Below are 14,990 nucleotides of genomic sequence, written 5' to 3'. Positions count from 1 at the left end.
AGCGCTTTATTAGGGTGCAATACCTTGGCCACAGCCGCTATATTGCTCCCCACCATAGGTCAGCGTAACGCGAGCGGGGAAAGGTTTGCCGCTCATGTTATCGAAACAGGCTCCAGCGTCGATACGCACGCGGAAAAAGGGCTCCACGTCAGCGTTTTCAATCACGACCCGACCCGCTTCATTGTCCATCACACTAACCATATAAGGTAGTTGAAGGCGCTCTTCCCCATAGTTCGTCTGCATCGTCAACGTTGGCGTGTCATTCGCTAACGCCACCGTCCAGCCCGGTTCGTTACCCTGGCCAAAGAACATCACGCCGGGCTTCGCAGCTCGGGTTAAGGCGTCACGCTGCTCGGCCAGCGAGCACTGCAGCTGCCCTCTTGGCGTTTCCACTAACGCCTTGTCGCCCCGGTTCCAGAAACTGATCTCACCATCTTGGTAGCGGGCGCCGCTGGCTACGACGGCTTGGGGCAGCCGCCATGCGCCATGCAGCGACCATAGGCGCAAATCGTTGGCATTGGTGGCAGTCACTAAGTGCTGCTGAGCGGGCTCGCAGTGCCACGCATCAAAACGCTGGGCAGAGCCAGGAAAAAGCGCCGAAGGCAGAAAGGGCGCCCGGTTATCCAACGTTGCTTGGTTAGCGGCGTTCGTTTCTGTGGAGGGCGTCGCTGCACACCCCCCAAGCACCACTATTAAACCGGCAGCGGCGATGGCCCCACCCCATGCTTTTAACGTATTCATACGTCATGCTCCCTGTATAACTAACTCTATTGCTTGCTGAACTTCTTACCCGCGTTTGAACGCCTGCAGATCGTGCGTATCGATACTTTGCACCTGCGGGGGCAACCCTAGCTCTTCGCGTTTGATTTTAACCTGCATTTTTTCCGCTAGCCGTTCTGCGTCGTCGTCGGTGGTGCGCCCGTTAAGCTCTGCCAACTGCGCCATGCCCTGGTGATAGAAAGTGAGAAGATCCAGCGCCGTGCGATTGTTCTCTTCCACCGCTTTACGCAGTTGCGAAAGATAACCACTGACTTGCGACAAATGATGTTTGAGCTGCCAGACGTAGCGCACCTCCGTCATCCAGGGGCGCTCACGCAGCACGGCAAACAGCGCGCTGGTAGCCAATAACCCCAGTAGCACGCCCAGGGCATTGAGCCATAGGCTGCTGCCAAAGGTGGAGGTAAGGAGCATTGAGAACAGGAGGCCGAAAATAATCAGTTGCCCCGCCATGGCAAAGCTGATCATGCGGGCTTTGCGGCGGTAGGTCTCGGGGTCGTGATGTTCTAGGGTAAATACCATGGCCAGCCTCATTATCGCTGCAAACGCCCTATGATACGGGGCTGGCCAGGGCAAACAAGTAATAGCGTTTACAAACGCAATTACGCCAAACGCTCTGCAGCCGTTTTGAGTAAGTGTTCGGTCGTTTCCCAGCCCACGCAGGCGTCGGTGACCGATACGCCGTAGCGCATGGCGCCAGGCTTGAGCGGCTGCTTGCCTTCGAACAGGTGGCTTTCCAGCATCAGCGCAACCAGGTTGGCTTCGCCTGCTTGACGCTGCGCCAATACATCCAGCATCACTTCACTCTGGCGACGATGGTCTTTACGCGCATTGGCATGGCTGCAATCAACCATGAGCCGTGGGTTTTGCCCGGCATTACGCAGCGCAGTGGTTGCAGCACGTACGTGTTGTGCCTGATAGTTCGGCTCGCCGTGCCCGCCACGCAGCACCACGTGGGTGTGCGGGTTGCCTGCAGTTTGCTGGACGATTGGGTAACCTTGCGGGTCTACCGCGAAACGCTGGTGCGGGTGGGCCGCCGCACTCATGGCATCGATAGCCACTTGTACATCGCCACTGGTGGCATTTTTGAACCCCACCGCCGCTGACAAATCACTGGCCAGCTCACGGTGCAGCTGAGATTCGGTGGTGCGTGCGCCAATCGCCACCCAGCTTAGTAAGTCGTCTACGTAGGGCGCCAGCATCGGTTGTAAAAGCTCGGTAGCCACCGGCAGGCCGCGAGCAGCGACGGCATGCATTAGTTCACGAGATAGCGCCAACCCACGGGGCATATCACCGCTGCCATCCAAGCCAGGGTCGTAGGCCAGCCCTTTCCAGCCCACGGTAGTACGCGGTTTTTCAACGTAGACGCGCATTACCGGTAAAATACGTTCGCTGATCTCTTCGCTTAGCGCAGCCAGGCGGTCGGCGTATTCCAGCGCTGCATCTGGGTCGTGAACGGAGCAAGGGCCAACGACAACCAGCAGGCGGTCATCGTGACCACTCAAAATTTGCTGTACGGCGTGGCGCTGACGGGCAATTTGTTCCGTTAGCGGGTCGCTTAACGAGATACGTTGCCTGAGTTCGGCGGGAGTAGGCAGCCGCTTGGCAGTGGGCTCAGGCGCTGAAGGCGTTAGTCGAGCAGTAGCGTGGGCAGTGGTTACAACGGTTTTATTAATAACAGGGCTGACAGGCGCATTCATGATTAACTCTCCGCGATCGTGTGACATCGTATGGCTGTGTGACCACCCAAGTGAACACGGTCGGAGGTGGCAGCTAGCACCGACCGCGCGTCGCTAAATCGCCAGCTATAGCCATAATCCACAAAATAGGTAGCGAAAGCGTTAGTCAGTGCGCGATAGATCATGATGCTGCTCCTTGATGAAATAATAATGAAAACTCACTAAGCCCAACAATAGCCATGTTTCACAATACAAGGCCCAAAAACGCCAAAAGCCCCGGCGGGGTTACCGACCGGGGCTTCTGTGCTTGCGGCAGGCAACCGAGTGGTGTGCCTGGTGGCGCGACGTTAGGCGTCGGCCAGGGGCACACCGTGGCTAAACCAATACCCATAAAACGCAAAGCCGCCAGCCAATTCTGGCTGCGGGTTCACTGTATGAGGGTTGGTTAGTCGCTGCATGCCCATATTCCGTTAGATTCTGTTAGTTTCGCTGGCAATCACTAGCCCCAGTAAATCGTATGATAGGGCTGCCGCCATGGCGTAGAGGTTTTATCCTGCCTGCAAGCGCTGCAAATGGCAACACTCAACCGCTAAAAGCTTGCACCCAACCAATAGTAGCGGGCAGCGCGCTCATACTTACCAGCACCACCAAGCCTAGAAAGATGGACAGGAAACCAGAATCGTCTTTAAAGTTTTCGTCGTGATGGGCCATGTTAGCCTCCTTTTTTGACAACGCTATATCAGGGGGAGCGTTACAACGCTGCGGTCATATTAAGTAGAACGGGGTGCATAGGCAAACACATCCGAAAACACCCGCTCAAGCTTGATGCCTTTCGTGTCGAGCACATCCAGGCAGGCGTAGACCATGTTGGGCGAACCCGAGATATAAACATCGTGGGTGTCTGGCGTGATATCTGCGGTTTTCAACACCTGATCAATACGCCCCAGGTGATGGGCAATCCGCTCGCCCGCTGCTAACGGCTCTTCCAAGGGCGATTCGGTTACCGCATGAAAGCAGACATTGGCGTGGGTTTGCGCCCACTGGCTGGCCAACTGCTCCAAATAGAGGTCGCGGTGTTCCCGGGCGGCCCACCACAGCGAAATTTCTCGTTCGGGCTGTTCATGCAGTGCCGCTTCGACAATGGCTTTCATCTGGGAAAAACCGGTGCCTGCCGCTATCAACAGCAGCGGCCTTTCGCTCTCGCGGTCAAGCACGCACTCACCGCCGGGCAAACGCAGCGTGAGCTGGTTGGCTACCTGCAGCAGTTCACGCAGCCGTGCTGAGTTATCCCGCTCCGGCCAGTGCTGAATATGCAGCTCGATAACACCATCGCTGCGATCGGCACTGGCGATCGAAAACGGCACCCAGGTGGTGTCGTCCAGCTTAAGCTCTAAATATTGCCCCGGCGCATGCTGCATGGCTTCGGCGCGTCCGGCTAGCGTCACACCAAACACATCGGGGCTTAAGTTCTCAACCTCGGTGACTTGGCAAGTCAACGTCCTTGCACTCATGAAAGCCTCTTTATACAAATTTGGTCAGCGATACATCGCATTCAGCGGCGGGAGGGCGGTAATTCAAGGCCAATCCCCAGCGCTTCCCAGCGTTCATCCACGCGCGCTTTAACGGCATCGTCCATCACAATCGGGGTGCCCCATTCGCGGTCAGTTTCTCCCGGCCACTTATTGGTGGCATCGAGTCCCATTTTCGAGCCAAGGCCTGAGACCGGTGAGGCGAAATCGAGGTAATCGATCGGCGTATTCTCGACCATCACGGTGTCGCGTGCGGGATCCATCCGGGTGGTGATCGCCCAGATAACATCTTCCCAATTGCGTGCGTCCACGTCGTCATCCAGCACAATCACAAACTTGGTGTACATAAACTGACGCAGAAAGCTCCATACCCCCATCATTACGCGCTTGGCGTGGCCGGGGTACTGCTTTTTCATGGTGACCACCGCCATGCGGTAAGAACAGCCTTCCGGAGGTAGGTAGAAGTCGACAATTTCGGGAAACTGCTTACACAGGATGGGCACGAAGACTTCGTTGAGCGCCACGCCGAGAATCGCCGGCTCATCCGGTGGACGTCCCGTATAGGTCGAGTGATAGATCGCATCACGGCGCATGGTCATCCGCGTGATGGTAAACACCGGGAAGTGGTCGACCTCATTGTAGTAACCGGTGTGGTCACCAAAGGGGCCTTCCGCCGCCATGTCATCCGGATAGATAAAGCCTTCGAGGATAATCTCGCTGGACGCGGGTACATCAAGGTCGGCGTGTCCGCACTTCACCAGCTCGGTACGCGAACCGCGCAGCAGGCCTGCAAAGGCATATTCTGAGAGGGAATCTGGCACCGGGGTCACGGCGCCCAAAATCGTCGCTGGGTCGGCGCCAAGCGCCACTGCGACTGGAAAGGGCTCGCCAGGATGGGCCTTTTGAAACTCCAGAAAATCCAGCGCGCCGCCGCGGTGGGAGAGCCAACGCATGATCAGGCGGTTCTTACCAATCTTCTGCTGACGGTAAATACCTAGGTTCTGGCGCTTCTTGAGCGGCCCCTTGGTGATCACCAGTGGCCAGGTGACCAGCGGTGCTGCATCTCCGGGCCAGCAGTGCTGAATCGGCAGCAGGCCAAGATCGACCTCGTCATCTTCATACACCACCTCTTGCACCGGTGCATGCTTGACGTTTTTTGGCCCCATGCTGAGCACTTGCTTGAAGATCGGCAGCTTGTCCCAGGCGTCTTTCAAGCCTTTGGGCGGGTCAGGCTCTTTGAGAAACGCCAACAGCTTGCCTACTTCTCTGAGCGCTTCTACCGAGTCCTGGCCCATGCCTAGCGCAACCCGTTTGGGGGTGCCAAACAAGTTACCGAGCAGCGGCATGTCGTGGCCTTTGACGTTTTCAAACAGCAACGCCGGGCCACCGGCACGCAGCGTGCGGTCGCAAATTTCGGTGATTTCCAGGTAAGGGTCGACTTCGACGTGGATACGTTTGAGTTCACCCTGGGCTTCAAGCGCCGCGATGAACTCACGCAAGTCTTTGTACTTCAAGGCACGCTCCCTGGCTGGCGAATACGCCGCGTTAGCGGCGCTCTTTTTGACTACAAGCTAGCGGCGCTTATCCCTTCAACAAGCTAGCGGCGCTCTTTCTAAGACCAGCTAGCGGCGCTTCATCGCTTCAAAGAACTCAAGATTGGTCTTGGTATCTTTCAGACGGTCAATCAGGAATTCAGTGGCGGCGGTGTCTTCCATCGGATTGAGCAGCTTACGCAGAATCCACATGCGCTGCATTTCATCTTCAGAGGCCAGCAGGTCTTCACGACGGGTGCCACTGCGGCGGATATTGATCGCCGGGAATACGCGGCGCTCAGCCAGCTTGCGATCCAGATGGGCTTCCATGTTACCGGTACCCTTGAACTCTTCGAAGATGACTTCGTCCATCTTGGAGCCAGTGTCGACCAGCGCCGTGGCGATAATCGTCAGGCTGCCGCCCTCTTCGATGTTACGCGCCGCACCGAAGAAGCGTTTCGGCTTCTCAAGGGCGTGAGCATCTACACCACCGGTGAGCACTTTACCAGAGCTCGGCACCACGGTGTTGTAAGCACGCGCTAAGCGAGTAATCGAGTCGAGCAGAATGACCACATCTTTCTTGTGCTCAACCAAACGCTTGGCTTTCTCGATAACCATTTCAGCCACTTGCACGTGGCGCGCCGGCGGCTCATCGAAGGTCGACGCCACCACTTCGCCACGCACGGTGCGCGACATTTCGGTCACTTCCTCAGGGCGCTCATCGATCAGCAGTACGATCAGATGGCACTCTGGGTTGTTGCGCGTGATGGAGGTCGCGATGTTCTGCAACATCAGCGTTTTACCCGCTTTAGGCGGCGATACCAGCAAACCACGTTGGCCTTTACCGATTGGCGCGGTTAGATCAATGATCCGAGCGGTAAGGTCTTCCGTGGAGCCGTTACCGATCTCCATACGCATACGATCGTCTGGGAACAGCGGCGTTAAGTTCTCAAACAGGATCTTGTGCTTGGCATTTTCCGGACGGTCAAAGTTGATTTGACTGACCTTCAGCAGGGCGAAATAGCGCTCACCCTCCTTCGGCGGACGGATTTTGCCGGAAATGGAGTCACCCTTACGCAGATTGAAACGGCGGATCTGTGAAGGCGATATGTAAATATCGTCGGGACCGGCGAGATAGGAGCTGTCTGCGCTACGCAGGAAGCCGAAGCCATCCTGAAGAATTTCCAGCACACCGTCGCCATAGATATCCTCGCCACTTTTGGCGTGTTTCTTGAGGATGGCGAAAATGATGTCCTGCTTGCGCGAACGGGCCAAGTTATCAATACCCATTTCACGGGCGATATCGAGGAGCTCGGGAACGGTTTTTTGCTTGAGTTCAGTGAGATTCATCGGTGTGTTAGAAAGTTGCTCATGGAAGCTGGGCGCCAGGCGCCGGGAGTAAGACAGGAGGCGTGAAAGTGACGCCGTGTGATGCGTTCAGATCCCGGTAAAGGCACGCGCTCGAAGATGAAAGGAACGGCGTTGACCCTCACTAACAACGCTGCTGCTTGTTGTTATTAAGACTCAACTCGAGGGTGCTAACACTTGTTTAATCTGGTTCCCACAGGAGAGTGGTTGAACCAGTGGGCTATCTGACGACTTGGAATTCTGGCTGACGCTAACGGGATAAACAGTGAATAACGTCTGGGGCGACCAAGATGCCGTACTTGAACGACGCATGCAAGACTATTTAGCTAAGCAATTTATTATCTAAGCAATTTATCTACACCATTGCTCTGTCTTAACTCTCCATCTCTACAGCGACGCACTTATGGACACACTAACTAACCAGGTCAGATCAGGCCAGTAGCTCGATGTTAGTCAAGCGCCGCGATAAACGCAAGCCTTTGGCAATTGACAATAGATAAAGGTCACCGCAACCTTGGCACAGCCAACACGAAGGAATGCTCATGCCCACGGATATTTCGCTACCCATTGCCACCTCTGCCACTGAGGCAGACAGCGGTGCACCGCAGCGCTTCGCCGCTATAGACCTGGGCTCCAACAGCTTTCACCTACTGGTGGCCAACTACCAACACGAACGCCTACAGGTGGTCGCTCGCTTGGGTGAAAAAGTGCAGCTCGCCGCGGGTTTAGACGATGACGGCCTGCTCAGCGAAGAGGCGATGCAGCGCGCGTTGGACTGTTTGGGCCGCTTCGCGCCGTTTTTGAACGACATTACCGATGCCAATTTGCGCATTGTGGGCACTAACGCGCTGCGCGATGCCGACAATAGCCAAGCGTTTATCGAGCGCGCCGAGGCACAGCTAGGTCACGCCATCGAAATTATTGCCGGCCGCGAAGAGGCCCGGCTGATTTATTTAGGTGCCGCCCACGCGCTGGCCGAAAATGGCCGCCGATTAATCATCGATATTGGCGGCGGTTCAACCGAATTTATCATTGGCGAAGCCTTTGAGCCCAAAGCACTGGAAAGCCTGCGCATGGGCTGCGTGACCTTCTCTCGACGCTTCTTCCCCGACGGTGAATTAAACGAAAAGCGCATGCGCCGCGCCGAGCTAGCCGCCCTTTCGGAGCTTGCCAATATTCAACGTCCTTACCAGCGCCTGGGCTGGGACGACCCGGTCGGTTCAAGCGGCACGATCAAGGCCGCCGCCAGCGTGTTGCATGCCTATGGCGATACGCCCCACGAGGGCGTTATCACGCGTGGCGGTTTGAAGAAGCTGCGCGAAAGGCTGCTAAAGTGCAAGCAGCTGGATAAAGTCGTGCTCGATGGCCTCAAAGCTGACCGTGCCAAAGTCTTCCCGGCGGGTATTGCCATTCTTGGGGCGATTTTTGAAGCCTTTGATTTAACCCAGATGCGCTTTGCCGATGGAGCGCTGCGCGAAGGCGTACTCTATGACATGGCCGGGCGCAATACCGCAGAAGACTCGCGCTCGAAGAGCCTGGAGTCGCTAAAGCGCACTTACGATGTTGATACCCGCCAAGGACTTAACGTCGCCGACACCGCCGAGCGTTTGTTTAATCAGGTACGCCATGCCTGGTCCCTAAACCTTGATCAAGGCCGCTATTTACAGTGGGCCAGCCACGTGCACGAAATCGGCTTGGCGATCTCCCACAGCCAGTTCCACCGCCACGGCGCTTACCTGCTGGAGCACTCGGATCTAGCGGGTTTTTCACGCCCTGAACAGCGCCAGCTGGCGTTTTTAGTGCGCGCACACCGGCGTAAATTTCCGCTCAAGGAGTGGCAGGCCCTGCCGGAAGCGCAACAGGAGACTACCCAGAAGCTCGCCCGGCTGCTGCGTTTAGCCGTTTTGCTCAACCATTCCCGCCCGGAAAGCGCGCCCTCGCTACCGGAAATAAGCGCTGACAGCGATAGCTTGACGATCACGCTACCTGCCAGCGATGAACCCACCCTGCTGAGTACCGACCTGGAGCAGGAGCAGGCGTTTATGGAAGCCGCCGGTTTTAAGCTGATCGTTAAGCAGGTGAAGTCAGACGGGTAAAGCGAACGCCCTCTGCCTGCCATAGCAGCTGAGCAGGGGGACAAATCACCCCGATACACGCCTCACCCTGCATGATAACCACCAGCCGCTCTCGCTCCCAGGGCGGCATATCCGCCTCTTGTAGCAACCGCTTGAGATCGCGCCGCCCTCGTTTAGGCAGTTGAATAACCTCCCCACCTTGTCGCCAGGTCGCTCTCAGCGGTTGAGACGGCTCTTTTAATGAGGCCACCTGCCACCCTAGCGGCCCGATAGGCGTTTCCAGTAGCGTTTGACCATCCCAGCTAACCTCCCAAGCCGGTAGGGGCTCATACGGCACCATCAAATAGAGCCGCTGACGCCATAGGCGCGCCTGGGCGCCCGGCCACTCAACGCATACCTCGGCATCCGCCTTGGCATTCAATTGATTCAGCAGGCTCTCTAAACGCTTCTGGGGCGGTGTTGGCAGGCCTAGCTGTTGGCAAAACGTGCGCACCAGCAGCCGCTGACGGGGGAGGGAACACTCGCCTAGCGCGACAGCATCGATGTAATGACTATCGACCAGTAAACGTTGCAGCTCTTGTTGAGCGTATTCGCACAGCAACGCATCTGCTTCGCCAGCATGGGCAGCGCTGTTCGCTAGCGCGCGTTCTGCCTCAGGCCAGCGCTCGCGCATCGCAGGCAGCACCCGGTGACGCAGGCGATTGCGGTCAAGGCTTATATCGCTATTGGTTGGATCTTCACACCAGGTCACGGCGAGTGAATGCGCGGTTTCCTCTAACGCTGCCCGGCGCACCGTTAGCCAGGGGCGCACCAGGGTAATACCCTGAGCGTCGCGTCGATAGGGCATGCTCGCTAGCCCGCGCAACCCGCTGCCGCGCAGGGCGGCAAGCAGGAAGGTTTCCGCCTGATCGTCCTGGTGCTGGGCCAGCCAGAGCGTATCCCCCGTGGGAATGGTGGCAAAAAAAGCCTCATAGCGGGCGTTGCGAGCGGCACCTTCGATGCCTTCGCCTTGTGCATCTACCGCCACATTGACCACGGATAGCGGCACGTTCAAACGCACACACATATCTCGGCAGTGCGCTTCAAATGTCTGCGCTGCTGCCTGCAAGCCGTGGTTGATATGGATGGCCCGCAAAGAGCTGCCTGCTTGTTCGCAGACCTGTGCGGCTAACGCGAGCAGCAGACAGGAGTCCAAACCACCCGAGAGTGCCACCCAAATAGAGCGCCCCGGCGGGGTTTCCGCCAGGGCGTCGTTGAGTAAGCTTGGCAGCGTTTTAAGCGGCTGGGGCGCCATAGCTCATTAAACGCTTATAGCGACGCTCCAGCAGTGCGTCGGTGTCCATCGCCTGCAGACGCTCCAAGCTGGCGGTCAGCGCCTCTTTGACCCGCTCAGCGGTGGTTAGTGGGTGGCGGTGGGAGCCACCGAGCGGCTCTTTGATCAGCGAATCGACAAAGCCCAGCTCTTTCAGTCGCTCGGCGGTAATGCCCATGGCCTGAGCGGCATCGGAGGCTTTTTCAGCGCTTTTCCATAAAATCGATGCGCAGCCTTCCGGTGAAATAACCGAGTAGGTGGAGTACTGCAGCATTTGCAGCTCGTCGCATACCCCAATCGCCAACGCGCCGCCGGAGCCACCTTCGCCCACCACGGTGGAAATAATCGGCGTTTTCAGCCGCGACATGACGGCGAGGTTATAGGCGATGGCCTCTGACTGACCGCGCTCTTCCGCGTCGATACCGGGGTAAGCGCCCGGCGTGTCGATAAACGTCACAATGGGCATTTTAAAGCGCTCAGCCATTTCCATCAGGCGGCACGCTTTGCGGTAGCCTTCTGGGCGCGGCATACCGAAGTTGCGGCGTACTTTCTCTTTTACATCGCGGCCTTTTTGATGGCCAATCACCATCACCGGCGCATCGTTTAATCGCGCAATGCCACCTACCAGCGCAGCATCATCAGCGAAGTTACGATCACCGTGCAGCTCGTCAAAGTCGGTGAAGATGTGCTCGAGGTAGTCCAACGTGTAGGGACGCTGAGGGTGCCGTGATAGCTGAGAAACCTGCCAGGGAGTCAAATCCTTGAAGATCGATTCCGTCAGCTTGCGGCTCTTCTCTTCCAGCCGAGCAATCTCGTCGGAAAGGTTGACTTGGCTATCGGAGCTGACTAACCGCAGCTCCTCAATTTTTGCCTGAAGTTCGGCAATCGGCTGTTCAAAATCGAGATAATTAGGATTCATCGGCTCTGCCTGTAAGCTGCCTGTCAAAAACAAGCCTGATCAAAATAAGTATTATCGCACCCTGACCCTGCCACGCAAGGTGGGCTCACTTATGCACTGAGTGCAATCTTACGAGAGCAGGTCTCCGCGAGGGCGCTGTGAACCCATCCGTGGGCGCTACTTTCGCCATCTGACCGCCATGGATGGCGGAAATGCCGGAATTGTCAGGAACATTTTCCGGCCATGGCCGAAAGACCCTCGCTTCAACCTGCCCTCTCCCGAGAGTTTAGTGGCGCATTGTCAGCTATCGATAGCGTAGCTGTACGCCTGTCTGGCCCTGAACATCCTGCAGCGCCAGCAGTAAGTCGTCGCTCGGTGCGACTTTCCACTCATCGGCGAGTTCCAGCCAAGCCACTGCCGCTGGGTGACGGTACTGCAGGCGCACCGGCAAACCCTCTTGATCGCGATACGGCGTCAGGCTGTCGCGCAGGGTTTCAATTAAGCGGCCATTGATCTGCCCCGCGTCCAGTGCCAGTTCCACGGCTTGGCCGTAGCGAATGCGCGCCGTCACCATCGGTGTAACATCTTTACCGCGTAGGCGCAGGCCACCAGAGTATTCGTCGCTGGAGACCTCGCCCTCAACGATGAGTACCTGATCAGCCTCAATCTGACCGCGCAACTGCTCGAATAGCTCCCCAAACAGCGAAGCTTCAATACGCCCGGTGCGGTCATCCAGGGTGATAAACGCCATGGTATCACCACGTTTGGACTTCATGGTGCGCACGCCGACCACTAACCCAGCAACGCGCTGGGGGTCGCGAGAAGGCTTTAAATCGCTGATCCGCGTGGAGACAAAGCGCTTTAACTCCCGTTCGTACTCATCGATGGGGTGCCCCGTCAGGTAAAGCCCCAGGGTATCTTTCTCCCCTGAGAGCCGCTCACGATCAGTCCACTCACGGGCGTTGATGTATTCGGCGTAAACGTTGCTGTCACCGTCACTTTCATCGGCCGCGGCGAACGCATCACCAAACATATCCAGCATGCCCAGATTCTGATTGGCGTGGTTTTGGGCAGCGGCTTTTAGTGCGTCCTCCATCGCTGCGAACAGTACCGCACGATTTGGGCCTAAAGTATCCAGCGCACCGGAGCGAATCAGCGCCTCCAGGGTGCGTTTATTCATCCGTTTGGGATCAATGCGGCGACAGAAATCAAAGATATCTTTGAAAGGGCCATCTGCCTCACGGGCTTCGACAATGGCGCCAATGGGGCCTTCGCCGACGCCGCGAATGGCGCCTAGCCCGTAGACCACACGTGCATCGGTATCGACGGTGAACTTGTAGCCACCAACGTTGACGTTCGGGGGGGTAACGGTGAGCCGGAGGTTGCGACACTCCTCGATCAGCGGTACCACTTTATCCAGGTTGTCCATTTCCGTGGACATCACCGCGGCCATAAAGGGCCCCGGATAGTGGGCTTTCAGCCACGCGGTTTGGTAAGAGACCAGCGCGTAGGCAGCCGAGTGCGACTTGTTAAAGCCGTAACCGGCGAATTTCTCTACCAGGTCAAAGATATTACCGGCCAGGTCTTTATCGATACCGTTGGCGGCACAGCCCTCCATAAAGCCATCGCGCTGCTTGGCCATCTCTTCAGGCTTTTTCTTACCCATCGCACGGCGCAGCATATCGGCCTGGCCGAGGCTGTAGCCTGCCATGACCTGCGCGATCTGCATGACCTGCTCTTGGTAGAGAATGATGCCGTAGGTGGGCGCCAAGACAGGTTTCAACAGCTCGTGCTGGTAATCCGGGTGTGGATAAGAGACTTCAGCCCGGCCGTGCTTACGGTTGATAAAGTCGTCGACCATGCCCGACTGCAGTGGGCCGGGGCGGAACAGTGCCACCAGGGCGATCATGTCGTCCAGGGAGTCGGGCAACAGGCGCTTGATCAGCTCCTTCATGCCGCGGGACTCAAGCTGGAACACCGCCGTGGTTTCGGCGCGCTTGAGCATCTCGAAGGTGGGCGCATCGTCCAGCGGGATGCTGTCGATGTTGAGCGGATCCTGGCCGTTAACGCTGCGCACCTTATCGACCATCTCCAGCGCCCAGTCGATAATCGTCAGCGTCCGCAGGCCCAGAAAGTCGAACTTGACCAGCCCCGCCTCTTCAATATCGTTTTTATCGAACTGTACCACCAAGCCGGAGCCATCTTCATCGCAGAGCAGCGGTGAGAAATCGGTCAGTTTGGTGGGGGCGATGACCACGCCACCGGCGTGCTTGCCGGTGCCCCGGGTGGTGCCCTCAAGCTTGAGCGCCATCTCCCAAATCTCTTCGGCCTCTTCATCGTTGCCGATAAACTCTTTGAGCGCGGGCTCCTGCTCAATCGCCTTGGACAGGGTCATGCCCACTTCAAAGGGAATCAGCTTGGAGAGCTTATCCCCCAGCGAGTAGGGACGCCCTTGAGCACGGGCCACGTCGCGTACCACGGCCTTCGCCGCCATGGTGCCAAAGGTGACAATCTGAGAAACCGCGTTGCGCCCGTAGCGCTCGGCCACGTACTCGATTACCTTGTCGCGTTTTTCCATGCAGAAGTCGACGTCAAAGTCGGGCATGGAGACACGCTCAGGGTTAAGAAAGCGCTCGAACAGCAGGTCGTAGCCAATCGGATCCAGATCGGTAATCTTTTGCGCGTAGGCCACCAGCGAACCAGCACCGGAACCACGCCCCGGGCCTACCGGCACGCTGTTGTCCTTGGCCCACTGGATAAAGTCCATCACGATCAGGAAGTAGCCTGGGAAGCCCATCTGGATAATAACGTTGAGCTCGAACTCCAACCGGTCGCGGTAGCGCTGGTCGATCGCCTGGTACTCTTCGCTGTCACGAGGATAGCGTTCAGCGGGAAACAGAAAATCCAACCGCTCGGTTAAACCATCATGGGAGACCTTGCGGAAGAACTCATCCTGGGTCATGCCTTCGGGAATGCCGAACTCGGGCAGGAAAATCTCGCCCAGGCGCACATCCACGCTGCAGCGCTCGGCAATCATCACGCTGTTTTCCAGCGCTTCGGGGATATCGGCAAACAGTGCCGCCATCTCGTCGGGGCTTTTTAAGTACTGCTCTTCGGTATAGCGGCGTTCCCGGCGCGGGTCGTCCAGCGCTTTACCTTCACCGATGGCGACGCGGGTTTCATGTGCCCAATAATCTTCGCGCTCAAGAAAACGAACGTCATTGGTCGCCACCACTGGCGTGCCTGTTTCAATGGCCAGCTTGACGCTGGCGTGAACGCAGGCCTCTTCCAGCGGGCGCCCGGTGCGAATCAGCTCTAGATAAAAGCGCTCAGGAAATGCCGCCTGCCACTCTTCGAGCAGCACCCGGGCATCCTGTTCGTGATCAGATAGCAGGTGGCGGCCAATCTCGCCCTCCCGGGCGCCGGAGAGCGCAATCAAGCCTTCGCTCTGCTCCAGCACCCACTGTTTATCGAGAATGGCGCGCCCCTGACGTTGACCATGCGTCCAACCTTTCGAGATCAACTCAGTCAGGTTGCGATAGCCCACATCGTTCATCGCCAGCAGCGTTAGCCGGTAAGGGTGGGACTCGTCATGGGGATTCTGGAGCCACAAGTCGCTGCCAATAATCGGCTTCAGCCCCGCGCCTTGGGCGGCTTTGTAGAACTTCACCAGGCCGAACAGGTTGGTTTCATCGGTCAAGGCCAGCGCTGGCATCGCCCGTTCAGCCGTGGTGCTGACCAGCGACTTTAGCTTCACTAAGCCATCGACCAGGGAGTATTCACTGTGCAAACGTAAATGAACGAACGGAACCGTCATGGG

The 14,990-nt window shown here is 57.4% G+C and carries 11 protein-coding genes; 1 reads left to right on the top strand and 10 read right to left on the bottom strand.

Features of this window, described 5'->3' with window-relative positions:
* Nucleotides 1–9: 9 nt before the first annotated feature.
* The 7 genes from KF947_RS14460 to rho form a co-directional block, all read right to left on the bottom strand.
* Nucleotides 10–741 (bottom strand): MliC family protein, encoded by a 732-nt coding sequence (locus KF947_RS14460; protein WP_227404258.1) that lies wholly within the window; start codon nucleotides 739–741, stop codon nucleotides 10–12.
* Between the two features lie 45 nt (nucleotides 742–786).
* Nucleotides 787–1,299 carry a DUF3087 family protein gene (locus KF947_RS14455; RefSeq protein WP_227404257.1) on the bottom strand — a complete coding sequence of 171 codons (513 nt, stop codon included), beginning with the start codon at nucleotides 1,297–1,299 and terminating at the stop codon, nucleotides 787–789.
* Between the two features lie 80 nt (nucleotides 1,300–1,379).
* A complete protein-coding gene (locus KF947_RS14450) occupies nucleotides 1,380–2,477 on the bottom strand; it encodes a 3-deoxy-7-phosphoheptulonate synthase (RefSeq protein ID WP_227404256.1) in 1,098 nt (365 codons plus the stop codon).
* Nucleotides 2,478–3,038: 561 nt separating this feature from the next.
* On the bottom strand, nucleotides 3,039–3,167 hold the full coding sequence (locus KF947_RS22140) for a hypothetical protein (protein WP_007111697.1): 129 nt from the start codon (nucleotides 3,165–3,167) through the stop codon (nucleotides 3,039–3,041).
* Between the two features lie 59 nt (nucleotides 3,168–3,226).
* Nucleotides 3,227–3,967 carry an FAD-binding oxidoreductase gene (locus KF947_RS14445; protein ID WP_227404255.1) on the bottom strand — a complete coding sequence of 247 codons (741 nt, stop codon included), beginning with the start codon at nucleotides 3,965–3,967 and terminating at the stop codon, nucleotides 3,227–3,229.
* Between the two features lie 41 nt (nucleotides 3,968–4,008).
* Nucleotides 4,009–5,499 carry a 4-hydroxy-3-polyprenylbenzoate decarboxylase gene (gene ubiD, locus KF947_RS14440; protein WP_227404254.1) on the bottom strand — a complete coding sequence of 497 codons (1,491 nt, stop codon included), beginning with the start codon at nucleotides 5,497–5,499 and terminating at the stop codon, nucleotides 4,009–4,011.
* A gap of 108 nt (nucleotides 5,500–5,607) precedes the next feature.
* On the bottom strand, nucleotides 5,608–6,867 hold the full coding sequence (gene rho, locus KF947_RS14435) for a transcription termination factor Rho (protein WP_007111700.1): 1,260 nt from the start codon (nucleotides 6,865–6,867) through the stop codon (nucleotides 5,608–5,610).
* Between the two features lie 560 nt (nucleotides 6,868–7,427).
* Here rho and ppx point away from each other — a divergent pair.
* The gene (gene ppx / locus KF947_RS14430; RefSeq protein ID WP_227404253.1) at nucleotides 7,428–8,981 is read left to right on the top strand and encodes an exopolyphosphatase; all 1,554 of its coding nucleotides are present in this window, start codon (nucleotides 7,428–7,430) and stop codon (nucleotides 8,979–8,981) included.
* On the opposite strand, the gene tilS is transcribed toward ppx, so the two are convergent.
* The 3 genes from tilS to dnaE form a co-directional block, all read right to left on the bottom strand.
* Entirely contained in the window at nucleotides 8,956–10,254 is a 1,299-nt protein-coding gene (tilS, locus tag KF947_RS14425) for a tRNA lysidine(34) synthetase TilS (protein ID WP_227404252.1), read from the bottom strand. The two genes, ppx and tilS, sit on opposite strands and share 26 nt — an antisense overlap.
* The gene (accA, locus tag KF947_RS14420; RefSeq protein ID WP_133730946.1) at nucleotides 10,235–11,191 is read right to left on the bottom strand and encodes an acetyl-CoA carboxylase carboxyl transferase subunit alpha; all 957 of its coding nucleotides are present in this window, start codon (nucleotides 11,189–11,191) and stop codon (nucleotides 10,235–10,237) included. The genes tilS and accA overlap by 20 nt, the downstream gene beginning before the upstream one ends.
* A gap of 283 nt (nucleotides 11,192–11,474) precedes the next feature.
* Nucleotides 11,475–14,987, bottom strand: a complete 3,513-nt coding sequence (gene dnaE / locus KF947_RS14415) for a DNA polymerase III subunit alpha (protein ID WP_227404251.1) — start codon at nucleotides 14,985–14,987, stop codon at nucleotides 11,475–11,477.
* Nucleotides 14,988–14,990: the final 3 nt, after the last annotated feature.

It is taken from the genome of Halomonas sp. FeN2 (assembly GCF_020595105.1).
Taxonomy (GTDB): Bacteria; Pseudomonadota; Gammaproteobacteria; order Pseudomonadales; family Halomonadaceae; genus Vreelandella; species Vreelandella neptunia.
The sequence above is the reverse complement of the archived record's forward strand: the minus strand, read 5'-3'. Positions and strand labels throughout refer to the sequence as shown.